Source organism: Chloroflexota bacterium (assembly GCA_034717495.1).
Lineage (GTDB): Bacteria > Chloroflexota > Anaerolineae > JAAEKA01 > JAAEKA01 > JAYELL01.
Genome location: JAYELL010000057.1, coordinates 53,825 through 75,316, shown reverse-complemented (window position 1 = coordinate 75,316; position 21,492 = coordinate 53,825). Strand labels below are relative to the sequence as shown.

Below are 21,492 nucleotides of genomic sequence, written 5' to 3'. Positions count from 1 at the left end.
CGCTTGCCCCATCAATATCGACAACAGTTCGACTTCGCTCACTGCAAGCATTGCGCTGGCTTAACTGCCCCGTTCCCAATCCCAAAGGGACGCCTTTCGGTGAGGCGTGCATTCGCATCGGCGAGGGACCACAAAATCAATTGCCCTCCGCCATTAACAATTGACTATTCACCAATTGACAATTGACCATTATCCAGGGGTCTATATGCCAGAATCCGGGCACTGGCTACCCAGCGATCCAGGTCACCTGTCACCAGAGCGGGCGCTTCTCCCCCCTGGAAATCCTTGGATGAAAGCTCTGCAACTGCCACGCGCTCGAAGCCAGCCTCCTCCAGTTTTCGAGTATAGTCACCCACATCAAGGGCGCCCGCTACACATTCGGACCAGGCGGAAAGGCTGGTAGCCAGCTGTTCGGGCAAAGGCTGCAGAGTCACGATGTCGGAAACTGCCAGATAACCACCCGGGCGCAACACCCGGAAAGCCTCTCGAAAAACAGCGTCCTTGTCAGGAGAGAGGTTGATAACACAGTTGGAGATCATGACGTCGACACTGCTGTCTGGCAAGGGCATCGCCTCCATCTCGCCCAATTGAAAACTGACATTGGCTGCCGCCGCACCAAGCTTGGCTCTGTTCTGCTCGGCCAACTCGATCATCTGCGGGGTCATGTCCAGGCCGATGACACGCCCTTCCGGGCCGACTTGACGCCCGGCCAGAAAACAATCGATTCCGCCGCCCGATCCCAGGTCCATCACCACCTGGCCAGGCTTGAGCGCGGCGATGGCCATTGGGTTTCCACAGCCGAGAGAGGCCGCCGTGACACTATCAGGTAGAGTCGCCAGTTCTCCCTGTTCATAGAGCCGGCTGGCGTGGTCCGCGTCGAGGACTTGCTGTTCGGGACCGCAGCAACTGGATGCCCCGTCCTGGAGAAAAATCACATCGCCATCGGATAACGACTCCGCCGGCGCACACCCGCACCCAACCGGTTCAGGGCGCTCCAATACATCCTCGGCGAGTCTGCCATAGCGATCACGAACCTGCAACTTGATCTGTTCCGAACTGGTGGTAGGTAGCACTGTCATGAAACACTCCTGTTTATTCTTTGTCCGCCGTTGACGTATGGTCCAGCATTTGAACCGAAAACACCGGCGCGAACTTACTCATCAGCATCCCGCAGCATTCAATCACATTGTCCTGGTCAAGGGTATAGAAGACCAGTTTTCCCTGCTTTCGACTGGTGACCAGGCCCACATTGCGAAGCTGCCGCAGGTGATGCGAAATGGTGGGCTGGGTGGAATCAAAAACCTCCACAATGTCGCCCACGCACAGCTCTCCTTTCTGCCTCAACAGCTGCAGTATTCCCTGGCGCGTCTCGTCGGCAAGGGCCTTGCAGAATTCTACGCAGTCGATTTCGATGGCTGGCATGGGCATCACCGTGAATGTCTGATCGGATGAAAAAAACGCTTGTATCGGCAACATATACACATAGACACGTTTCGATATATCGATACAATAATAACACACCCGCCACTGGGTGTCAAGATCTTTTGGGTGCGCAGTTACACGTTTCAGCCCGTCTGGAACCTTGGGCCTGAAAACAAAGACGGCTGGGAGGTGATCCTTCCAGCCGTCGGGACAGAAACCAGGTGGTTTGGCGATCACTGCCAGGTGTGAAGCAGTTTGATGATCTCCTGGATTTCCTCATCGCTCAACTCGCCCGAGAACCCCTCCATTGCGGTATTCGCCCGGCCACCGGCGACAATATTGAAAAGTGCCTGGTCGTCGTTGGTCTGCACGAACTCATTGTCAACCAACGCCGGCTTATCGTCCTTGCCCTCACCTGTCAGGCCGTGGCATTCAGCACACTGCTGCAGGAAGAGAAATTGGGCCCGGTCCAGGGAATCATCCTCTTCGACCAGTGTCTCCCCGGCGACCGATCCATCGGCTCTCAAGGTAGATACGTAGGCGACGACGTCATTGATCTCGGCCGGTGACAATACCTGGCCCCAATTGGGCATTCCCTTGTCCAGCCGCCCCTCACTGACAACCGTATGGACCTGGTGAGGATCGTTCAACACTGGCGCTTCGGCCAGCCTGGGGGCAAGATCAGTGCCAATACCCCCTTCACCGTGGCAGGCCACGCAGGTAGAGGTAAAGATCTCCTTGCCACGAGTAAGATCGCCGCCCAGATCAGCCATGATTGCCGGCGGCTCGATCTGCCAGCTTCGAATGTAAGCCAGCAGGTCCTCGACCTCCTCGGGCGATAACACCGACCCCCAGGTTGGCATGCCGCGATCCGGTCTGCCCCGCCTGATCGTATCCCGATAGTAATCATCGGTCAGGCGGGCCAGGCGCTCCGGATCATTCAGCGCCACCCCTCCGGCAGTTCCCTCTCCCGCCACACCATGACAGGCATAGCAGGTGGTTGAAAAGAGCACGGCGCCAGAAACGGGGTCGCCCTGGAAAACCATTTCTTCCACCGACGGTGCGGTGGCCTCCCAGGAACGTATGTATGCCACCAGGTCGTCGACGACCTGCGCCGTGTAGGGTCCACCCCGCACCTGGCCCCAGGCAGGCATCGAGGTGCCCGGGCGTCCATCGGTGATGGTATTGAAGATCAAGCCGTCGACAGCTTCCGACAGGAACTCCTGAGTATTCAAGGCCGGTCCACTTCCCCGAACTCCTTCGCCATGGACACCGTGACAAGTCGCACAGTCATGCTCGAAGACTTCATCCCCGCGTTCAATGGCTTCATGTTCATGGGCTTTGGCGCTCGAGTACATCTGGCCTGGCTGCTTGAGCGAAAACAGTCCGAGTACCAGGATCGCTGCCAGGGTAAGGACGACGCCGAGATAGGCAAGGAAACTGTAATTGGGCTCTTTCATCTGTAAACGCCTCCGACGGAACCCACTGCTAGACCGGGGTTATCTGTTCGGGATGGACGGCAGTACGCTCGACGACCTGGCCGGTGTCGACGAAGACGATGTCGTCCTTGATCGTCACCGGGAACATATCCATTGGCCGAGGGGCAGGACCGCTGATGACCGCGCCTTCCCTCGTGAAGAGGGAACTGTGGCATGGGCAGTTGAATTCATTTGCAGGCGCATCCCACGGCACAACACAGCCCAGATGGGTACACTTGCGATAGAGTGCCAGAAAGCCCAACTCGTTTCGCACAAGGTAGAAGCGGGCTTCCCGAAAATAGTTGACCGATGGTAGCTCGAACTCATCCACCCTGCCTGCCTTGACCACGGTGCCAAAGGCGCCCGCCTCGAGAATCGGCGTCAGGAAGGAACGAAGTCCCACCAGAGCTTGAGCACCTGCCGCGATCAGTGCCAGAGTCCAGGCGATGCCGAAGAACTGCCGACGGCTGACCTTTTTGTCCTGCTCGTTTTTTTCCATCTTCCCTTCTCCTCGCTATAGACTGGACCAGGGATTATAGCCATCAGGCATTCCCCAAGGCGGGTAGAGGTGCATGCCCGGGCCGCGGAAGAGAAAGCCGCTAATAGTCAACGTGATCGCCGAAGTGATAATGATGGTAAAGATAACCATCATTACCTCCCGGCGAGTCGGTTTTTTGAAGGCAATTACCACCAAAGGAATGACGAAAAGCACGAAACCAAACAACAGCGGACCGATGATCTGCAATGTGAGTGGGGACGCGTCTCCAAGACCACGCAGCCCCATGACTTCGTCGAAATAAATCAAAGCGGCCTGGACAATAACCGTGTAGAGGGCTGTGAAAAAGACCCACTTTGCGCCCCGACTGGTGGCAAACCAACGTCCGGAATCGCTGCGGTCGACATCGAAATAGGGAAGGGTGACCAGGAACAGGATGACGATTCCCGGTACCACGATGCCTGCCAGCACAGGATGCATGTGCAGAAGCAGTTCCTGCAGTGCCATGAAATACCATGGCGCCTTGGCCGGATTGGTCGTCAGATCAGGATTGGCAAGCTCCTCCAGCGGTGCATTGTGTATCAATGAAAGAAAACCGATAACAAAGATGGAGCCGACTACCAGCAGCAATTCGACAATCGCAACATAGGGAAAGGAAAAGATCGTATCGTCCGGTCCCTTCTCCACCATGGGCGAGGTGCCACGCACCAGTTCCATCAGGCTATAGGTTTTGACGGGGCCGCGAGCAAAACGCTCGTCCTGTCCTTCGACCTGGTTGGATTCTTCGCTCATAGCGCCTCAATCTCCTCGAATGTCCAGGCTGTCATCGATCTTGTTCTGCGCTGCCAATCCACCATCCTTCCGCACCCGCCAGAGATGCAGGGAGATGAGCAAAAGCAACGCTCCGGGAATGACAATAATGTGCAAGGCGTAGAAGCGTGTCAGGGCCGCCTGGCCAACCTCAAAACCACCCAACAACATCATGCGCATATCGGGTCCAACAACCGGTGCGTAGCCGGCGACATTGGTGCCCACAGTAATGGCCCAGTAGGAGAGCTGATCCCATGGCAGCAAATAGCCGGTGAAGCTGGCTCCCAGGGTCAACAGGAGCAGCACGACGCCAACAATCCAGTTGAACTCTCTAGGCGGTTTGTAGGCGCCCGTATAAAAGACGCGCATCATGTGCAGCACAACGATCAATACCATTCCCTGGGCAGACCATCGATGGAAATTTCGTATCAATTGCCCATAGGACACCTTGGTTTGGAGATCCACAATGTTCTGATACGCCTGCTCCGTGGAGGGCACATAATAGAACATGAGCAAGGTACCAGTTATCCCCAGGATGATGAACAAAATGGTCGCCAGTATACCCAGGCCCCAACTGTAGGTGGCTTTGATGCTTTGGCGGTTCACCTTCACGGGATGAAGGTGAAAGTAGATGTTCGTGGTCATTATCAACGAACGGTTGAGTTCATCATCGGGCCACCCATGACGGAAGAAGGATCGCCAGACCCGCGACCTTGTAATACCTTCTGTCAGTCTTGACATTCTAATCTCCTCGTCCGGTGCCGGTATGGGCCCGGCCTAGTGGGTGGTAGGTGGATCGACGTAATGCATGGTCTCCGTGAAGGAGAAGGTTTCCATTGTAATAGCGTCCGTCGGGCAGCGCTCTGCACACAGGCCACACCGGGTACACAGCGTATCATCCTTGAGCATGGCTGAAGCGGGGATTTCGCTATCAGCCTGGGATGAGAAATCTGAGCCAAACATTGCCTGCACGACAGCTGCCAATGCCGGGTCCCCGGCCATATCGTTGACGCGCACAATCTTTAGGCAGCTCCACGGACAGACATCCACACAGCCGTTGCAGAGAATACACTTGGAGCCGTCGAAGATGGTGTTGATGCCGCACTTCAGGCAACGTTCAGCCTGCAACATCGCCTCGGACACGTCATAACCGGTTTCCACCTCGGCGATTCCGACGCGGCGATCCAGTTCCAGGATGGGCACGGCGCTGCGTTCGCGCTCGGTGTATCCCTCTGGCATCTTATGTTCCCACTCGACCGTCCAGTCGAAGTCTATACGGGTTCTCAGATCCATGCCATGGATCTGGCTATCGATGGCCCTGGCAGACCGCTGCCCGTCGCGGACCGCATCAATAAGAATACGCGGGCCATAAACCACGTCGCCACCTGCATATACACCAGGGGCAGTGGTGGCCCCGGTCTCAGTATCGGCCACGATCAAGCCTCGAGGACTGACCTCTATGCCATGATTCTCGCCAAGATAACTCAGATCAGCAGCCTGTCCGATTGCCAGAATGATCGTATCACATGGCCAGATTCGCTCACTGTTTTCCACAAACTCGGGATTGAAGCGGCCGTTTTCATCAAACACTTTGGCCACGTCCAGCGTCTGCAGCCCAACAACGGTACCATTCTGACCCAGGATTTCGTGAGGTCCAAAGCCGGGCTGGATCTGCACCCCCTCTTCCAGGGATTCCTCCACCTCGATCTCGCTGGCAGGCAGCTCCGCCCACGATTCCAGCGCAATCATCTGCACTTCCGGTGCGCCCAGACGCACCGCGGTGCGGGCGACATCCACAGCAGCGTGCAGGGACTCATCCTCCCCCGGTGCCATAGAGGATGCAGCCTGGGCTTCCAATTTCCGTTGGTCGGCATCGGCCAGGGGAGTCTCGCCCGCTTGCTGTTGGCGCAATGCCATGCGGGCAGCATCGGCGGCAACGTTGCCTCCGCCAATCACGATTACCTTCTCGCCCAAGTCCACCCTGTAGCCCATGTTGACATTGAGCAGGAAGTCAACCGCCTTCAGAACGCCATCCAGATCCGCCCCGGGAATCCGCAGGGAGCGTCCCTCGCCCAAACCAGTGCCCAGAAAGACAGCGTCATAATTGACGCGCAGATAGTCCAGGGTGACTTCCTCGCCGATGACCGTATCCAGGCGCAAATTCACACCCAGATCGATGATACTTCGAATCTCGGCGTCGAGCAGGTCTCGATCCAGTCGATAGAGGGGAATGCCAGTGCGCAACATGCCGCCGCTGGCCGGCGCCGAGTCGAATATGGTAACATGGTGCCCCAGCATGGCCAGATCATGGGCACAGCCCAGGCCTGCCGGACCAGATCCCATTACAGCGACCCGACCAGATCGACGTCCCGGCGTCTGTGCAAGTTCTTCCAGGGCGGTGCGAGAGCGAATGGTGGCATTGCTCGTTTCCGGTTCGCCGATTTCGGCCGAGGGACCCAGCGCTTCCACGCCGTAGCGCTCCGTAACCAAGCGCTTGAGAGGACGGATAGCGACAGGCTCATCGATGTCACCCCGGCGACAGGCGGTCTCGCAGGGTGCATTGCACACCCGGCCGCAGATTGACGCCAGCGGATTGGGGTTGCGCGCGATCCGGTAGGCTTCCTCCAGGTCACCTCTGGCGATGGCCGTGACATAGCCGCGGGCATCGGTGCGAACGGGGCAGGCGGCCTGGCACTTAACCTGATCCTGGTAGTACGCCAGATTGGGCACCTGGACCTGGTATTTCTCGGTCATGACTCACCATCCAGTTGGGCCAATGCGTTTCTCGCCAGATCGACCCATTCCGGGTTCTCGCTTAGCGCAATAAACTGCTCAAGATCAGCACGGGCGAGATCTGCCTCATCTAACTCGGCCAGAATTAGCCCCCGGTTGAGATAGGAAGGCGCCTGGAGAGGATCGATAGCGATGATGTGGCTGAAGTCCTCCACTGCGTCTTCGGCTCTGCCGACAGCATAGAGAAGCACACCGCGGTTAAAACGGGCTGCTACCGAATCGGGAGCCAACTGCACAGCCAGGTTGAAATCATCTCTGGCCAACTCCAGCTCCCCTCGCTGATGATAGACTTGGCCCCGGTTGGTGTAAAGGCTTGCTTCACCAGGTTCGAGGTGAATGGCGTCGCTCAGGTCGGAAATCGCCGAGTCCAGATTGCCCATGGCGTTATGAGCGGTCCCGCGGCCTGCCAGCGGAAGTGCCCAATGAGGATTGGCCTCGACGGCAACGTCAAAATCACTCAGTGCCTTATCGAAGTCTTCGAGGCCGGAATGGGCGATCGCCCGGGTATAAAAAAACTCCGAGCGATGGGGAGCAAGGTCGATGGCCCGCGTGAGCAACGCCACCGCAGTTTCGTGATTGCCGAGATCGATCTGATCCTGGGCAGCCGCTTCCAGCAAAAGAGCCTGCGATTCCGGAGAATCCTGTTGATCGGCCGCGACCCTCTGTGCCTGGCTGTTGGTCACCAGGAATCCGATAAGAAGCACCAGCAGGCAGACAGTGCCGCCCACGATAGCTCCTACCAGAAAGGGCCGTCGTCTGGCAAAGCTAGAACGTTCGGTCACGACGTCATCTCTCGGAAAGGCCCCCGGCCCACCGAAGCGGCAGGCCAAAGACCTTTCCGATAAATCCTTCCTACTTGCGAGCGAAGTAGACCGCGCCGCCGCCGGCAATCAAGCCCAGCAGCAATGCTACGATGACCCACAACCCGGTTTTGCTGGTGGCAGATGCGGCGTTTTCGGCTTCCGCCTGCATCTCAGTAAAACCAACTTCGGCCTGGGTAGCCGTGGTTTCAGCAGCCTGGGCCTTCGCCATAGCATCCTCTGCCGTCGACTGGGCCTCATCTGCAGCGGACTGCGCTGCACCCGCGGCCATCTGTGCATCCTGGGCGGTAGCCTGGGCCTCGTCCGCCATGGACTCAACATTGGTGATCTTATCCTCGATAGGTGCCAGATTGACAGCTGCAACGGCAGCCGCTGAAGTGGGTGGCGCCATGGTCGTACTCTTGTCACCCATGCCGGCCGACACCGGCTGCATCACCGAGGCATTGATCACCTCGTTCATGACGTTGATGTGCTCGTCATTGGAGATCACTTCGCCAAAGCTGGCAATAACCTGATCGTTCCAGAAGGCCGGATCGGCCATGTTCTGATGACAGCCCATGCAGACACCAGTCCGCTCCATCCGGACCCGTTGATTCTCGTCCAGAGGTCGGGAGTCAGGCCAATGAGAACCGACTGTCATCATCTGCTGGCCGGTCTCAGGATCGACAATCTGGCTCAGATCCATTGGCAGATCGGGAATGGCCGGCATCTGTACCTGAACGTTCTGGGGAATGACATTGCCGTCGGCATCCATCAAATCCACATAACGATCTTCTGTGTAGCCACGCAGATAGCGACCACCATCGGTCCCGTAGCCCAGAGACTTGGGATTGGAATGGCAGCTCTCGCAGGTGCGTGCCTCGCGTCCTGCCGTGTGAGGCTGTACGGGCGCCATGTCCAGGCCCCGTTGGCCCTCTGGTCCAGAACCCTCCGTACCTGGAGGAGTTCGAGCAATCTCGTTGTGGGTCCATGTATCACCCTCAGGACCGCGAACTGTGAAGATCACCTGGCATCCAGGGATCAGGGGCGTGACCCGTCCTTCACCGTTGATGCCCAGAATTGGCTGCTCCCATCTCAGATAAGACCGGCTTTCACTGACCTTGCCTGGCGATTTGACACTGTTGTGGGTACCGTCATCGTTCTTGTCATTGCCCGAAGCGACCCAGTCGGTATCGGTGAGTTGATCGCCATCCTGGTTTTCACCGTAGTTCACATCCACATGGCATCCGTAGCATTGGGGAGCCCAATCAGCATGACAGGCGTAACACTCAAGCGCTTCCATGTGCGCACCCACCTTGTCCATGGCCACGTCAGCATCCAGGCTGATCCACTCATCCGCCTCGGCGATTGTCTTGAGCAATGGCGCAAAAAAATCGCGATCGGTTGCCGAATGGACTATCACCTTGCCGTCGGAGGCACGAGTAACGTTACCTAAGGGATTTCCCCTGGCACTGAGCAGATAGCCATCCTCCGGATCATAGAGAGTGCCGTCAGTTGTCTGCAGATCGGTGAGACCAGCTACACCGCGAGGCTCTCCCGACAACTCGTCGGAGAACTCCTCCCCGTAACCCAACGGCAGTTCCCAGGGATAGGCGTCGGAGGTACCGTGACAGTCAGCACATTCGATCTCCACCTGGCTCAGGGTTGTGCCAAAGATATTGCCATCCCCGTGCATCTCGATGCTAGTATGGCAATCCTGGCACAACATGCCTCCTTCAGGATTCTCCGGCCTGCTCTGCTGCTCATGGTGCAGGTCTGCCTTGATGAAAAGATATTGTTTCGTGTGCAGTCTGGGCTGCTTGCCGCCGGTGTCATCGATCGGTGTGCCGTAGGGGAATTCCATGAGTCCCTGAAAGCTCACGCCAATGCGTTTGCCACGGTTGTGACAGGAGTTGCAGGTTTCGCTGGGAATACCGTTTCGAGCCTCCCGCGTGCCCTGAATGGAGTGAATCAGCAGGTGTCCCTCTTCGTCGGTGGGAACGGTAGGGTCGCCACCCTCGTAGAATCCTTCGTTGCCGTAGGGAATATGACAGGATGAGCAACCCATGCCTCGCCAGTCGCCACGCCGGGAACGCCCTGTGACGCCCACATGGCAGCGCTGGCACTGTTGCCGCTGGTAGGTAAATCCAGCCAGGCTGGGGTCAGCCTCGACTTCCTCGACGGTGGGGTTGAGCAACATTTCCAGGGAGTCGGGGAATTGGTCAGGATAGGCTGCCTTGAACCCCTGCATGATCTCCTTGTAGGCGTCACTACCGAAGAGCGTTTCCGAATCGGTGACGTCGTAGTTCCCGTAGATCACCTTCTGGCTATCGAGAACGCCCCAGGTCCAAAGGTTGCCCTGGATCTTGCCAGCCTCGGTGTTCATGAGAGAGCGCTCGAGTACGTGGGCATAATCGGTATGGCATTGGCCACACGTGTCCTGTGCTACCCATACGCTACCGGGATCGGGGTAGAACTCGGTGAACGGAAGTGTATCCGGTGCACCTGTATGGGCAGCTTCAACGGCCTCGTCGTCATCGGGGGTTCCGGTGATTCCAGGATCACCACCGTGGCATGCGGTACACTCTCCCCGATCGCGCAGGTCCTTCATCATGCCACTGTCCTCGGCGCGGATCAACTCGATGCCCTCGTGACAGGATAGACAGCCTTCGCCCTCGGCGTCCTGCAGAAGCACGCTGGGGGCATGGCTGGCGGGCTCCGATGTGGCGGCCGCAGCCGTCGTCATCATCAGGACAACAGCGACCATGAGGAAGACAAATAGCGGGAGGGTTATCAGGGGTTTAGGGATCTTCATTCCTTCTCTCCTAACTCTGCTTCCAGTCCGGGCATCTGCCCGGGATACGGAGACGGTCAAAGAATTGGTGGTTGTTGCAGCCGGAACGCCTGGAAACGGGCTATCCATGCCACAGGGGGGGATTACAGGAACGTTACACTTTCATTTTAATACAGATTCGGCGGCCTGCCTATGATATAGATCATATCTGACGAAGAAATTCGTAGATTTTGACACGAATGCAGAGCTTTTTTTTTGCAAGATCCACACCACAGATACAAAAAGATCGGCTTAGAAGGGGATCAGTTCGCCGTTGAATGACGCGAAAAGCCGCCGGTGGATCCGAAACAGCCACCGACGGCTCCTTGGGCATGGTTCAAAGGGCGCCGTTACTGGGCATCCTTATCATTTACTCTTTTCGCAAGAGAAGCTTCTAAAAAGGAACGGCAGTCAACCTTTCCACGCCATCTTCGTCCTCGACCAGCACCAGACGGCGCAGTTTATGAGGTCCTTCTGCGTGATCGATGAAAAGCACACCATCCAGGTGATCGACCTCGTGCTGAAACACCCGGGCAAGCCAGTCGTGGGCCTCCAGGCGCTGGGTTTTTCCGTTGCGGTCCTGTCCTTTCAGAACCACCATCTGGGCCCGCCAGACTTCTCCCAGAATGTCCGGAATAGAAAGGCAGCCCTCCTCCCCCTCGACGATATCCTCGCTGGCAAAGACGATCTGAGGATTGACAACCTCGTACAATCTGTTGCTCTCCAGATCCTCTTCGTCCTCCGGAAACTCAACCACGATTACCCGCTGCGACACACCCACCTGGGGGGCAGCCAGGCCGATCCCCGGCGCATCGCGCATTGTCTCCACCATGTCATCGATCAGTTGGTGCAGCTTCCGATCGAATTTTTTTACCTTACGTGCTTTCTTTCGTAGAATCTCGTCGCCGATCAGGCTTATCTCTCTGACACCCATGGCCCGCTGCCTCCAATCTTTTCCTGCAGACACATTGGATTATAGTGGTAGGGGCGAAGGGTGTCAAAACTGGTGGCTTTGGTATCCTCTGTCGCCATGTTATAATCGCCCCCATGCCCCAAAATGCCCATCAAACCTTCAAGCAGGCCATAGAAAAAAAACCACTGCTTTGCGACGGCGCCATGGGAACGCTGCTGCACAGCTTTGGTTACTCCCTGGAACGCTGTCTGGACGAGACCAATCACCTTCAGCCCAACCTGGTCCTGCGCGCCCATTCCGAATACCTGTCTGCGGGCGCTGACGTCATAGAGACCAACACATTTGGCGCCAACCGGGCCAAGTTGGAGGAATACGATCTGGCGGAACAGGTGACTGCCATCAACGAGGCCGGTGTACGTCTGGCAAAGCAGGCTGTCGCCCTCTCCGGTCGCCACGCCTATGTGGCGGGAGCCGTAGGTCCGCTGGGCAAGGGACTGGCCCCGTTCGGTCCCATCTCCAGCAAGACAGCCCGAAGCGTCTACGGGGAACAGATCGGCGTCCTGGCAGAGGGTGGCGTGGACCTGCTGCTACTGGAGACCTTCAGCGATCTGGACGAAATCACTGTCGCCGTCGAAATGGCCCACCAGGTAGCCCCTGGCATACCCATCGTGGCACTGATGACCTTCGTCGAGGCCCGGCGCACCATGGCAGGCCACTCACCTGAGGATGTGGCCAATGCTCTGTGTGATCTGGGGGTCACCCTTTCCGGCGCGAATTGCAGCGCCGGTCCAGCTCTGGTATTGCGCGTTGCCCGGCGCATGCAGCTGGCCTGCCCCCGGTTGAATTATGCCGCTCAACCCAACGCAGGTTACCCAACCAGGCAAAGTGGCCGGCTGCTCTATCCCTCCAGTCCAGCCTACTTCGCCGACTTCGCCCAACAGGCTGCCGCGGCCGGTATGCAGTTCATCGGCGGTTGCTGCGGGACAACCCCGGCGCATACGGCAGCCATGGCAGAGGCACTGCGTCGCCCGCCGCTGGATCCGGCGGTTCTTCCGGTGCTGCCACCGGTGCGGGAATTGGAGTTGGGCGAACCACCACTGCCAACACAGTTGGAAGGGATGCTTGGCAAAGAGTTCATCATCACCGTTGAAATGCACCCACCCCGGGGCATCGACTCGACCCAAATGCTGGCCGATTCCGGCCGGTTGAAGGAAGCAGGCGCCAACATCTTGAACGTGGCGGATAGCCCCCTGGCGCGCATGCGAATGAGTCCCTGGGCCTGCGCCTACCTGATCCAGGAACAGCTGGGCCTGGAAACGATTCTGCACTTCCCAACTCGCGGTCGTAACCTGCTGAGGGTTCAAGGCGATCTGCTGGCAGCCCATGCCCTGGGAGTCCGCAATCTTTTTGTGGTTATGGGTGATCCCACCCATATCGGCGACTATCCTGATGCCAGCGACTCCTATGATGTGGTACCTTCCGGCCTGATCCGGCTCATCAGTCATAACCTGAACCAGGGCCGCGATCAGGCGGGCAACCCCATCGGACAGCCGACCGGCTTTGTGGCTGGATGTGCACTTAACCTGGGCGCACCCAAGATGGCGCGCGAGCTGCGGGTGCTGGGAAAAAAGCTCGACGGTGGCGCGCGGTTTGCCCTTACCCAGCCGGTGTTCGACATCCAGCTGCTGCGAGATTTTGTGGCCGTTTTTGGCAAACAACCGCCGCTGCCGCTGATCATGGGACTACTACCCCTCTACACAGCCCGACACGCTCGTTTCCTGCATCACGAGGTTCCCGGGATGTCGATCCCTCCGGAGATTCTGAGCCGCATGGAAACTGCGGACGAGCAGGGACGGTCCCGGGAGGAAGGCATCCGGATTGCCCGGGAATTGCTGCTGGCCGCCCGGCCAATGATCCAGGGCGTCTACCTCATGCCGCCCTTCCGCCGCTACGATATAGCTGCTGAAGTTATGGGTGCGCTGCGTTGAGTCTTCGCGCTCTCGAAGGAGAGCAAACGCATCTGGCCGCAGGCAGCAAAGTTCACCGGTAACCGGTGATGAGCGCCGCCTCTCCTACCGATCGCCGGCATAACTGCTTAAAGCCCCCATCAGAGCCGGTACAGAGCGGGCGAAAACCAGAGCTGATGCGATGGATATAGAGGTGGGTTGATCCCCTCATCGAACGATTCTGTGTTGACACTGCCATGAAATTGGGGATGATTACTCCTGAGGCACCAACAAGGTTCGGGGGTGATTCTCCCGTGAGGCAACACGTGTGGGCGCAAATAGTTGTCGTTTGGCACCTACTGCCCTATGACTGGCGGCAGTTGTCCTATAAAGGCTGGTGGATTTTGTAAGGCTTCAGTTCAAGCCGAATCGCCAACAAGTGCAACTATCATTCGTTTTCCTGAACGGAACCAGTCAGATATGGCTTATAGTCTAAACGAAACTCCCTTCACCTCAACTGCCAGCGCAAACGATTTACAGATCATTGCAAGATGATTTTTCACGTTTGGTCGGTTCTGTGTCGTCTGGCCATAACTGACCAGGATACCAATACCATAAGCCTGATCAGCGCTGTTGAACAACTCAATGTGCAAGATGTTCCTAAGTCAGAAGGGATCATCAAAGCTCCCTTCACACTCGTTTCTTTGTTTGAACGAGCGGATGCTAGCAAGCCTTCGCTCGGGATGTATCGCATTACGGTAAAAAAACCATCGAGTGAGCCATTGGTTAGTGAAGTTTTCCCAATTGACCTCACCGATCATCAGCGAACGAGGCTGAAGGTGGAATTTGAAGGATTGCCGGCCGAAGAAGAAGGGCGGTTCTTCTTCCTCGTAGATTTGAAGCCCGAAGCTGACGCTAACTGGCAACCAGTGGCCAAAATCCCTCTTACGGTGATATTCCAGCCCCAAAAAAACGAAGACCAAGCACCGTAACACCCCGAGGGTGAGAAGGCGCAGGAGCTGGTATATCTTTTTGCGGCGATGAGCGCGGAACAGAAATAGGCGTTTCTGCAATTCGCACGTGCGACAAGGTGGAGGAGACCGTGAGCCAATCATTATTGGCGGCGAATGACCTAACCATAGCACTGTGGGTGGAGATTGCCAGGAGGATTGTGAAAGAGAGGCGAACCTGGCTCATTTTGACGCCAGACGGCTGGTGGATCTTGTAGGGGGCGGTCATGGCGCAAGTGATAGCATACGGGTACTTTGATACGAAAATCAAAGGGGTGACCTTTGATGACCCTTTAACTGGCAAGAATCGCCAGGAGATCATAAAAAAGCACGTCAAGCCCGGCACGACGGTCACGTTTGCGGCGGAGCCGGATAATCCGGTGGACGGCCAGGAGCCTCAAGAGGAGCCGCCAGAATCGTTATTTCGCATAGAGGATGTAGGGGTCGAGCAGGAGAGCGGTGGGGTTACCTTGAGAGTCTCCACTGTTTCAATAGTCCCGTTCGAGGATATGCCGCCAGATTTCAGGGGCAATGAATTTGTAACAGACTCGAACTACTGGGCCGATGTCGAGACGGTCCTGGCGCTCAAGGCGCACCTGACTAACGGCACGGATCAAACGATATCGGTGTATCCAGACCAGGGAACTATTGTGGTGGGAAACCAGCAGAGAGGCTCAAGTGTCTGGCTGTCTGAGGCAGTAGGGGGAGATATCTATTCGGGAGTTGAGATGGCTGGGATGGTGTTGTTCGGGCTCAAGAATCCGGTGGATGTGTCCGCCATCAAGTCGATCCGGTATATTGTGGGCGCTCCGCTTGATGAGGAGTGGGAGGACATGGGGCCTGGTTTCGATCTGACGATCCCGCTGGAATAATGGACCGTGAACGTTACGCGGTCTGGGCCGGCATCTCCTCACGCGCCCAGGCAGAGGGCGACTCCGTGGAACGCCAGCTCGAGGATGGCTCAGGTTCGTGCGCTTCTCTGACGGCCTGCAGGTGGCCGAACTAATCGTGCCCGGCGAGTCCAGGTCTCACGTCACGCTGGCACCCAACGAGAGGTAGTGGAGCTGAAACGCCGGCATCATTTCGGGATGAACTGACGGTCTCAAAACTGTATGATATAATAGTGGACACGGAGAGTCGGATAGTATGAGAAGGACCCCGTGGAGATCGGGCGATGGCTCCGCCAGATATTTGCCGGTGTGTGAATTGAGGACTGGCTGGTGACCCGAATCGAGATGGCATGATTTGTAAGAGCTTCGAACCATCTCGGGTGCGCGATAATTGGGCAGCGTACGGACGTGCAGGCGACTGAGCGATCTGGAGGCCTTGATGAGCAAGAAGAAAAAGAAGCCGACAATAAAAAACAGCGATCCGCGAGGGACCGGGGTGCTTCCGGCATCGAAAACTGGCCGCAACGCCAGCAAGAGCGACGGCAAACATCGGGAGGATCCGGCAATGCTTCCGGAGGAGGAATATGCCCACCCGGCGGCCGTTGCACATCCTAAGCAGAAAAAGATCAGCAACAAGCGCTATCTGGAGGAACTGCGCGCGCTTCAAATTGAGCTGGTCAAGATGCAGGAGTGGATCAAGTTCAAGGGCCTGAAGGTGGTAGTCATCTTCGAAGGGCGTGACGCAGCAGGTAAAGGGGGAACGATCAAACGCATCACCGAAACGCTGAATCCCCGTGTCTGCAAGGTAATTGCCTTACCTTCACCGACCGAGCGAGAGCGCACGCAATGGTATTTCCAGCGCTATGTGGCCCATCTACCTGCCGCCGGCGAAATGGTCCTGTTGGATCGAAGCTGGTACAACCGGGCCGGCGTCGAACGGGTGATGGGTTTCTGCACGGAGGAGGAATATTGGGAGTTTCTGCGCTCCTGCCCCTCGTTTGAACGCATGCTCATCCGCTCCGACACCACGCTGCTCAAATATTGGTTTTCGGTCAGCGACGAGGAGCAGGAGCGGCGTTTCGAGGCCCGAATCGATGACCCGACCAAACGGTGGAAGCTCAGCCCCATGGACCTGGAATCCCGATCCCGCTGGATCGAGTACTCCAAGGCCAAGGACCAGATGTTTGCCTATACCGATATCAAACAAGCTCCCTGGTACGTGGTCAACGCCGACGTGAAAAAACATGCTCGCCTGAATTGCATCCGCCATCTACTGGCGCACATCCCGTACGAGGACCTGACACCAGATCTTATCAGCCTGCCACCGCGCCAGAGTGGCGTTGGCTACGTGCGACCGCCCATGGAAGACCAAAACTTCGTGCCGGAATTCTACCCCTGACCCGGACAAGCCAGAACCTGGCTTTTTCAATGCAGGCATCAATGCCCGTCCTGGATCTCCTTCCCCAACCCAGGAGGGGCATTGTTATTTTTCAGGTGCAATGATCTGATAACTGCTGGTTACCTCAGCCGCCTGGCGCAACATGGCAGACGCCGGGCAGTAGATGTCTTCCGAAAGCTGAATGGCCCTCTGGACCGCCTTCTCGCTAACGTCTCCCGTAACGATGTATTCGATATGAATCTTTGTATACACTTTGGGATGCTGGTCGGCCTGTTCCCCGGTCACGATCACCTGGAAATCCTCTAACGGCTGACGCTTTTTTTTGAGAATACTGATCACATCCATGCTGGTGCAGCCGGCCAGGCCCATCAAAAGAAGCTGCAGGGGACGGGCTCCCCGGTTTTTTCCCCCGACGTGGGCGGAGGAGTCGAGCATAATCCTGTTGCCACTTTCGTTTTCCGCTTCAAGTAGGTAATCTTCCTGCTGCCAGGTCGCGGTAACCCGTGTCATGTTGTCTCCTTAATTTGTTGCCACCTGTCGGCGCAGGATGGCGTTTTCGCTTTCGTATCAGGAATTCAGGTACTCACTCAAGTCCAGTTGCTTAAAGAGCCGATCCTCCACATCATCAGGTAAAGGCTCCGGAGGTAACCTGTGATAGAGCATGACAGTCTTCCGAAGCGTGTCGACCACCACACGACAGTCCTCGCAATCGGTCATGTGGCGCTCAATCTCAAGGCACAACGCATCGTCCAGATCGCCATCCAGGTAGGCGCTCAGGTCCGACAACATTTCGCGGCAGGTGCCGTAGGCAGGACCATCCTCAAGAGTTTGATTGTCTTCGCTCATGTTGCCACCTCTTCCGATTGACCAGCCAGGTAGCCGGCCAACAGTTCCCTTAACTTGAGCCTGCCCCGATGCAAGCGAACCTTGACGGCACCGGGGGAAATTTCAAGCGCATCGGCTGTTTCCTGGGTGGTCAGACCCTGAATATCACGCAAGATGAAGGTAGTCCGCAACGAGGTTGGTAACTGCTGCACCGCCTCCTCCATGACCTCTCGCAATTCGGCGCTCAAAGCCTGCTGGCTGGGATCGACAGACCAGTCGCCCAACTGTTTGGGAAACTCAACTCCTTCATCGGTCAAGTGCGGTTCGTCCAGGGAGACTGTATTATCCCGCCTCTTTCTCAATCGCATCAATGCGGCGTTGGTCGTGATGCGATACAGCCAGGTACTCAGTTTACTGCGGCCTTGAAATGTGTCGGCCTTGCGACAGGCACTGATAAATGCTTCCTGCAGCACCTCTTCCGCTTCATGAGGATCCCCCATGATACGCATTGCGACCGCGTACATCTGGGGAGCATGGTGCTTGATCATACAGGCACAAGCGTGCTTATCGCCTGCATGTAGCGCCTGAACCAACGCTTCTTCATCTTCATAGATGTTTAGATCGACCGTTATTCCTGTCATATTGGATGGTACTTCCCACCTGGAGGTTACAGTTGTCGAGATCAGCGATAGGCAGACGAAACCAAATGGCGGTTTCCTGCATCGAATAGTTTGCAATAGTTACAGAAGGCAAAACCCTGAATCCAAATTTCCTCAAAAGGAGCTCGCCATGACGTCAACAGAAGAGTCCCTTGGCATCACAACTGTATTGAATCTGGATTACGATCAAGCTGTCGAAAAAACCGTTGCCGCCCTGAAAGAACAGGGCTTTGGCGTGTTGACCGAAATCGACGTCAAGGCCATATTGAAGCAAAAACTTGACCTGGACTACCACCGTTATGTGATCCTGGGTGCCTGCAACCCACCGTTAGCTCACCGGGCACTGGAAGCAGATCAGTCGGTCGGGCTGCTCTTGCCCTGCAACGTGGTTGTTTACGAGAACAAGGATGGCACCTGCACCGTTTCGGCACTCAACCCCGTGGTGGCAATGAGTATCGTTGGCAACCCGGAACTGGAGCAGGTGGCCGAAGCTGCCGGCAGCAAACTAAAGGCCGCCATCGACGCTGTGAAGAAGCAGTATGCTGTGGCCGCCTGATCACCAGCGATCGTTGGCCATTAGAAAGCGCCCGGCAGGTAAACCGGGCGCTTTTGATTCCAGGATCGATCGCCCGCTAGCCTCAGGTGCCATTGTACCACCGGGTGAACTCCAATGGAAGCGCCATGATGACAACCGATATCCCTGACGACGTGAAACGCTGGACCGCGAAGACGAAAATGCGGTCAGCGGTATAGATCATGACTCGACTCCCTGGTCTCGTAAGGTTGTCTCAATGCCTTTTCGATTGATCCTGAAACCTTGAAAGCGTCGATCAGTTGGTGCGCGGGCGTTCGCCTGCTCTCGAGCAACCCGTGTAACGGGGCCAGAAAACGCCGGTCGTCATCGTCCAAGAGCGCCGCCGCTGCCGCCTCCATCACCCGGTGGGCCGACTCCAGTACCTGCGGATCGTCGAAGCCTGCCCGCGCAGCCTGCTGGTGCAAGGCGGCGTCGGGCACGGTCGCCCGCCCAGGCAGCGTCTCGTCCAGGACAAGGCCCTTGAGCAACACAAGGAGGCCAGCATAAAGGGAAAAGTCGGCGCAGCTATCGAAGGCCTTGAATTCAATGCGCCCCGTCTCGGCCGGCACGCGCGCCATCTGGGTAAGGGAAGGGTAACTCTCGATCATCCTGGCCGGATCGTCGATGAACACCATGCAGGCCGGGCGTGGCCCGGTGCGCACGTAGGTCCTCACCGAATAGCCGTCCCAGAGCTTTCCATCGAAAAAGGGGGAACTAAAGCTGAAGGGAAGCAATGCCGGGCTATAGTAGGTCAACTTGCGTCCGATGTCGATCTGCCGGTCCAGGACCAGGCCGTCTGCAGAGATGCTCAGATCGGGTCCGTAGGTCAGCATGGGAATCTCGGCCGTCTGCATTTCCGGCGAAGTTTCACGGCGTCGCAGTTCATAGGGATTCAAGGGCGGATCTGGTTCGAAGGTGGTCTGAAACGGATTGAAGCTGGTCCACACGGGCTTGAACCCGGAAGCAGCGGCCACCTGGCACAAAAGCTCAAAGCTCTCGGAAAGTTCAGCGATGGCCCCAGCAATCGTTGGATGGATGGTGGTGCGAATCTCGATGCCCTTGGGCGCGCAGTCTACTACATCCTCGCTGTCGGCAAAGCGCTCGAAGCCCTCGATGTACCAGCGTTTGACCTTGATCCCGGCATCACCCACCCGCAGCTGGGGATAATCGCCAGGGAAGGTCGGCAAGGCCTGGATGATCCGGTCAAACTCGGAGAACTGAGTATTGCTGAAGTCGGCAAACCTGCCCTCGCCGTTCAGAAACGCTACCTCATGCTCGATGCCGTAGGAAAAACGCATAGATTCTGTCACCCCTTCTTGCTGTTAGACAGGCCGATCAAAAGGGAACTGGACCGCGTCATGCTGCAGTCCGCCGGAGCATGCCCAGCTGCTCTCCGGTCACAAGGGCAGCCTGTCATGCTATGATAGCCAATATCGGCGGAATCCTCAAATTATGGCTGTGGCCGCTGCCAACAGACCGCCGGCGGCAGTCAGCGGTCTGTCGTCCGCCCTCTTCTGGCCGGCGGCAGTCCTCTTTTCAATCATGGCTTCCAGCCATTTCCTGACCCGCTCCTGGCCCTCTGTCCCCTGATTCGCAACTTGCCGGCCGCTGGCAATCGACTACAATGGTTGGCAGGAGTTCCCTATGACTTTTCTTGCAGTTGCTATCGCCGCTCCCGATACCGCCAGCGCGCGCCTGGCCATGGCCCAGGCAGCCGGGACCGCCGACCTGGCTGAGCTGCGCCTGGACCTGATGCAGCGCTTCGACCTGGCCGGGCTGCTGAGGGATTCCCCTTTACCGGTTATTGTGACCTGCCGGCCCCCGCGGGAAGGGGGCAATTGGCGGGGCACAGAGGGGGAGCGGCTGGCCGTGTTGCAGGAGGCCGCGTGCCTGGGCCCGGCTTACATCGATCTCGAATGGGATTCCCTGCAGACAGTCGCCTCCCTGGATCGCAGCCGAACCCGGTTGATCCTCTCCCGCCACGATTTCGACGCCATGCCTGCCGGGCTGGCGGCCACCGCCGCCCAGATGCGTGCGGCCGGCGCCGACGTGGTGAAGGTGGTGGGCAATGCCAGGAAACTGGCCGACGTAGCCCCGGTGCTCGAACTGCTGGCCAGCGCCGCGGCACCCACCATTGCCATCGCCATGGGCCAGTATGGGTTGCTCAGTCGAATTGTTGCCTTCCGCTACAGCAACGCCCTGTTGAGCTTCGCCGCCCCTGACCCCATTGCCATGCCGGACGGCCACACCTCCCTCTCGGCCACCGCCCCGGGCCAGATCACTGCCGGCGACATGCTCGACATCTACCGCGTGGAGCAAATCACCTGCCATACTGCGTTGATCGGCCTGATGGGCCAGGCTGCCAACGGGTCCCCCCGGCTGATTACCGGAAACGACTGGCTGGACCGCCGTGGCATGGATGCGGTATTGATCCCCATGCAGCTTGGACCCAACGAAACCCCGAAAGACGCATGGTCAGCCATTCGCGGGGTGTTGCCCCTGGCCGGCTGCCTGCTGGAGTCCACCATGGAAGAGGGCGGCCTGCAGATGGCTCGCCTGGCACAGGAACCGTTCGAGCCTGCCGGGGATCTGAGAGAAGCGCTGTCGGTGCTGGCCGACAGGTAAGAAGACAACCCGAAGCTGC

20 protein-coding genes are annotated in these 21,492 nt (G+C 57.5%); 6 read left to right on the top strand and 14 right to left on the bottom strand.

Annotated elements, in window-relative coordinates:
- Positions 1 to 164: 164 nt before the first annotated feature.
- The 10 genes from arsM to def all read right to left on the bottom strand — a co-directional run bounded on the left by arsM (position 165) and on the right by def (position 11,566).
- Positions 165 to 1,079: an arsenite methyltransferase gene (gene arsM / locus U9R25_11320; protein MEA3336493.1), complete on the bottom strand. Its 915-nt coding sequence runs from the start codon at positions 1,077 to 1,079 to the stop codon at positions 165 to 167.
- A gap of 13 nt (positions 1,080 to 1,092) precedes the next feature.
- Positions 1,093 to 1,422: a metalloregulator ArsR/SmtB family transcription factor gene (locus tag U9R25_11315; protein MEA3336492.1), complete on the bottom strand. Its 330-nt coding sequence runs from the start codon at positions 1,420 to 1,422 to the stop codon at positions 1,093 to 1,095.
- A gap of 233 nt (positions 1,423 to 1,655) precedes the next feature.
- Positions 1,656 to 2,882 (bottom strand): c-type cytochrome, encoded by a 1,227-nt coding sequence (locus U9R25_11310; GenBank protein MEA3336491.1) that lies wholly within the window; start codon positions 2,880 to 2,882, stop codon positions 1,656 to 1,658.
- A 28-nt stretch (positions 2,883 to 2,910) separates the two neighbouring features.
- The gene (locus U9R25_11305) at positions 2,911 to 3,399 is read right to left on the bottom strand and encodes a Rieske 2Fe-2S domain-containing protein (GenBank protein MEA3336490.1); all 489 of its coding nucleotides are present in this window, start codon (positions 3,397 to 3,399) and stop codon (positions 2,911 to 2,913) included.
- Positions 3,400 to 3,414: 15 nt separating this feature from the next.
- Positions 3,415 to 4,188 (bottom strand): hypothetical protein, encoded by a 774-nt coding sequence (locus tag U9R25_11300; GenBank protein MEA3336489.1) that lies wholly within the window; start codon positions 4,186 to 4,188, stop codon positions 3,415 to 3,417.
- 6 nt (positions 4,189 to 4,194) lie between these two features.
- Positions 4,195 to 4,947: a cytochrome b N-terminal domain-containing protein gene (locus U9R25_11295; GenBank protein MEA3336488.1), complete on the bottom strand. Its 753-nt coding sequence runs from the start codon at positions 4,945 to 4,947 to the stop codon at positions 4,195 to 4,197.
- 36 nt (positions 4,948 to 4,983) lie between these two features.
- Positions 4,984 to 6,960 (bottom strand): FAD-dependent oxidoreductase, encoded by a 1,977-nt coding sequence (locus U9R25_11290; GenBank protein ID MEA3336487.1) that lies wholly within the window; start codon positions 6,958 to 6,960, stop codon positions 4,984 to 4,986.
- A complete protein-coding gene (locus U9R25_11285) occupies positions 6,957 to 7,781 on the bottom strand; it encodes a tetratricopeptide repeat protein (protein MEA3336486.1) in 825 nt (274 codons plus the stop codon). Before U9R25_11285 ends, U9R25_11290 begins: the two co-directional genes overlap by 4 nt.
- Positions 7,782 to 7,851: 70 nt before the next feature.
- A complete protein-coding gene (locus U9R25_11280; protein MEA3336485.1) occupies positions 7,852 to 10,614 on the bottom strand; it encodes a cytochrome c3 family protein in 2,763 nt (920 codons plus the stop codon).
- A gap of 412 nt (positions 10,615 to 11,026) precedes the next feature.
- Positions 11,027 to 11,566 (bottom strand): peptide deformylase, encoded by a 540-nt coding sequence (gene def / locus U9R25_11275; protein ID MEA3336484.1) that lies wholly within the window; start codon positions 11,564 to 11,566, stop codon positions 11,027 to 11,029.
- A 113-nt stretch (positions 11,567 to 11,679) separates the two neighbouring features.
- On the opposite strand from def, the gene U9R25_11270 reads away from it, so the two are divergent.
- The 4 genes from U9R25_11270 to ppk2 all read left to right on the top strand — a co-directional run bounded on the left by U9R25_11270 (position 11,680) and on the right by ppk2 (position 16,790).
- A complete protein-coding gene (locus tag U9R25_11270; protein MEA3336483.1) occupies positions 11,680 to 13,533 on the top strand; it encodes a bifunctional homocysteine S-methyltransferase/methylenetetrahydrofolate reductase in 1,854 nt (617 codons plus the stop codon).
- Positions 13,534 to 14,042: 509 nt separating this feature from the next.
- On the top strand, positions 14,043 to 14,483 hold the full coding sequence (locus tag U9R25_11265; GenBank protein ID MEA3336482.1) for a hypothetical protein: 441 nt from the start codon (positions 14,043 to 14,045) through the stop codon (positions 14,481 to 14,483).
- 245 nt (positions 14,484 to 14,728) lie between these two features.
- Positions 14,729 to 15,373, top strand: a complete 645-nt coding sequence (locus U9R25_11260; protein MEA3336481.1) for a hypothetical protein — start codon at positions 14,729 to 14,731, stop codon at positions 15,371 to 15,373.
- 583 nt (positions 15,374 to 15,956) lie between these two features.
- Complete coding sequence (gene ppk2, locus U9R25_11255; GenBank protein MEA3336480.1) at positions 15,957 to 16,790, top strand: polyphosphate kinase 2; 834 nt, start codon at positions 15,957 to 15,959, stop codon at positions 16,788 to 16,790.
- A gap of 84 nt (positions 16,791 to 16,874) precedes the next feature.
- Here the strand turns inward: ppk2 and U9R25_11250 are convergent, their stop codons facing one another.
- From U9R25_11250 to U9R25_11240, 3 genes are read right to left on the bottom strand one after another with little or no spacing between them, the layout of a single operon-like run.
- Positions 16,875 to 17,300 carry an OsmC family protein gene (locus tag U9R25_11250; protein ID MEA3336479.1) on the bottom strand — a complete coding sequence of 142 codons (426 nt, stop codon included), beginning with the start codon at positions 17,298 to 17,300 and terminating at the stop codon, positions 16,875 to 16,877.
- Between the two features lie 57 nt (positions 17,301 to 17,357).
- Positions 17,358 to 17,636, bottom strand: coding sequence for a zf-HC2 domain-containing protein (locus U9R25_11245; GenBank protein MEA3336478.1), 279 nt, complete (start codon positions 17,634 to 17,636; stop codon positions 17,358 to 17,360).
- Positions 17,633 to 18,256, bottom strand: a complete 624-nt coding sequence (locus tag U9R25_11240; GenBank protein ID MEA3336477.1) for a sigma-70 family RNA polymerase sigma factor — start codon at positions 18,254 to 18,256, stop codon at positions 17,633 to 17,635. The genes U9R25_11245 and U9R25_11240 overlap by 4 nt, the downstream gene beginning before the upstream one ends.
- Before the next feature lie 148 nt (positions 18,257 to 18,404).
- On the opposite strand from U9R25_11240, the gene U9R25_11235 reads away from it, so the two are divergent.
- Positions 18,405 to 18,830: a DUF302 domain-containing protein gene (locus U9R25_11235; protein MEA3336476.1), complete on the top strand. Its 426-nt coding sequence runs from the start codon at positions 18,405 to 18,407 to the stop codon at positions 18,828 to 18,830.
- Positions 18,831 to 19,015: 185 nt separating this feature from the next.
- Here U9R25_11235 and U9R25_11230 read toward each other — a convergent pair whose 3' ends face one another.
- Positions 19,016 to 20,146: a glutamate--cysteine ligase gene (locus U9R25_11230; GenBank protein ID MEA3336475.1), complete on the bottom strand. Its 1,131-nt coding sequence runs from the start codon at positions 20,144 to 20,146 to the stop codon at positions 19,016 to 19,018.
- A gap of 346 nt (positions 20,147 to 20,492) precedes the next feature.
- Between U9R25_11230 and U9R25_11225 the strand changes: the two genes are divergently transcribed.
- Complete coding sequence (locus tag U9R25_11225) at positions 20,493 to 21,473, top strand: type I 3-dehydroquinate dehydratase (protein MEA3336474.1); 981 nt, start codon at positions 20,493 to 20,495, stop codon at positions 21,471 to 21,473.
- Positions 21,474 to 21,492 lie beyond the last annotated feature (19 nt).

Coding starts and splice junctions, on each gene's coding strand:
- arsM (MEA3336493.1), bottom strand. CDS start 1,079: ATGACAGTGCTACCTACCACCAGTTCGGAACAGATCAAGTTGCAGGTT.
- U9R25_11315 (MEA3336492.1), bottom strand. CDS start 1,422: ATGCCAGCCATCGAAATCGACTGCGTAGAATTCTGCAAGGCCCTTGCC.
- U9R25_11310 (MEA3336491.1), bottom strand. CDS start 2,882: ATGAAAGAGCCCAATTACAGTTTCCTTGCCTATCTCGGCGTCGTCCTT.
- U9R25_11305 (MEA3336490.1), bottom strand. CDS start 3,399: ATGGAAAAAAACGAGCAGGACAAAAAGGTCAGCCGTCGGCAGTTCTTC.
- U9R25_11300 (MEA3336489.1), bottom strand. CDS start 4,188: ATGAGCGAAGAATCCAACCAGGTCGAAGGACAGGACGAGCGTTTTGCT.
- U9R25_11295 (MEA3336488.1), bottom strand. CDS start 4,947: ATGTCAAGACTGACAGAAGGTATTACAAGGTCGCGGGTCTGGCGATCC.
- U9R25_11290 (MEA3336487.1), bottom strand. CDS start 6,960: ATGACCGAGAAATACCAGGTCCAGGTGCCCAATCTGGCGTACTACCAG.
- U9R25_11280 (MEA3336485.1), bottom strand. CDS start 10,614: ATGAAGATCCCTAAACCCCTGATAACCCTCCCGCTATTTGTCTTCCTC.
- def (MEA3336484.1), bottom strand. CDS start 11,566: ATGGGTGTCAGAGAGATAAGCCTGATCGGCGACGAGATTCTACGAAAG.
- U9R25_11270 (MEA3336483.1), top strand. CDS start 11,680: ATGCCCCAAAATGCCCATCAAACCTTCAAGCAGGCCATAGAAAAAAAA.
- U9R25_11265 (MEA3336482.1), top strand. CDS start 14,043: ATGATTTTTCACGTTTGGTCGGTTCTGTGTCGTCTGGCCATAACTGAC.
- U9R25_11260 (MEA3336481.1), top strand. CDS start 14,729: ATGGCGCAAGTGATAGCATACGGGTACTTTGATACGAAAATCAAAGGG.
- ppk2 (MEA3336480.1), top strand. CDS start 15,957: ATGCTTCCGGAGGAGGAATATGCCCACCCGGCGGCCGTTGCACATCCT.
- U9R25_11250 (MEA3336479.1), bottom strand. CDS start 17,300: ATGACACGGGTTACCGCGACCTGGCAGCAGGAAGATTACCTACTTGAA.
- U9R25_11245 (MEA3336478.1), bottom strand. CDS start 17,636: ATGAGCGAAGACAATCAAACTCTTGAGGATGGTCCTGCCTACGGCACC.
- U9R25_11240 (MEA3336477.1), bottom strand. CDS start 18,256: ATGACAGGAATAACGGTCGATCTAAACATCTATGAAGATGAAGAAGCG.
- U9R25_11235 (MEA3336476.1), top strand. CDS start 18,405: ATGACGTCAACAGAAGAGTCCCTTGGCATCACAACTGTATTGAATCTG.
- U9R25_11230 (MEA3336475.1), bottom strand. CDS start 20,146: ATGCGTTTTTCCTACGGCATCGAGCATGAGGTAGCGTTTCTGAACGGC.
- U9R25_11225 (MEA3336474.1), top strand. CDS start 20,493: ATGACTTTTCTTGCAGTTGCTATCGCCGCTCCCGATACCGCCAGCGCG.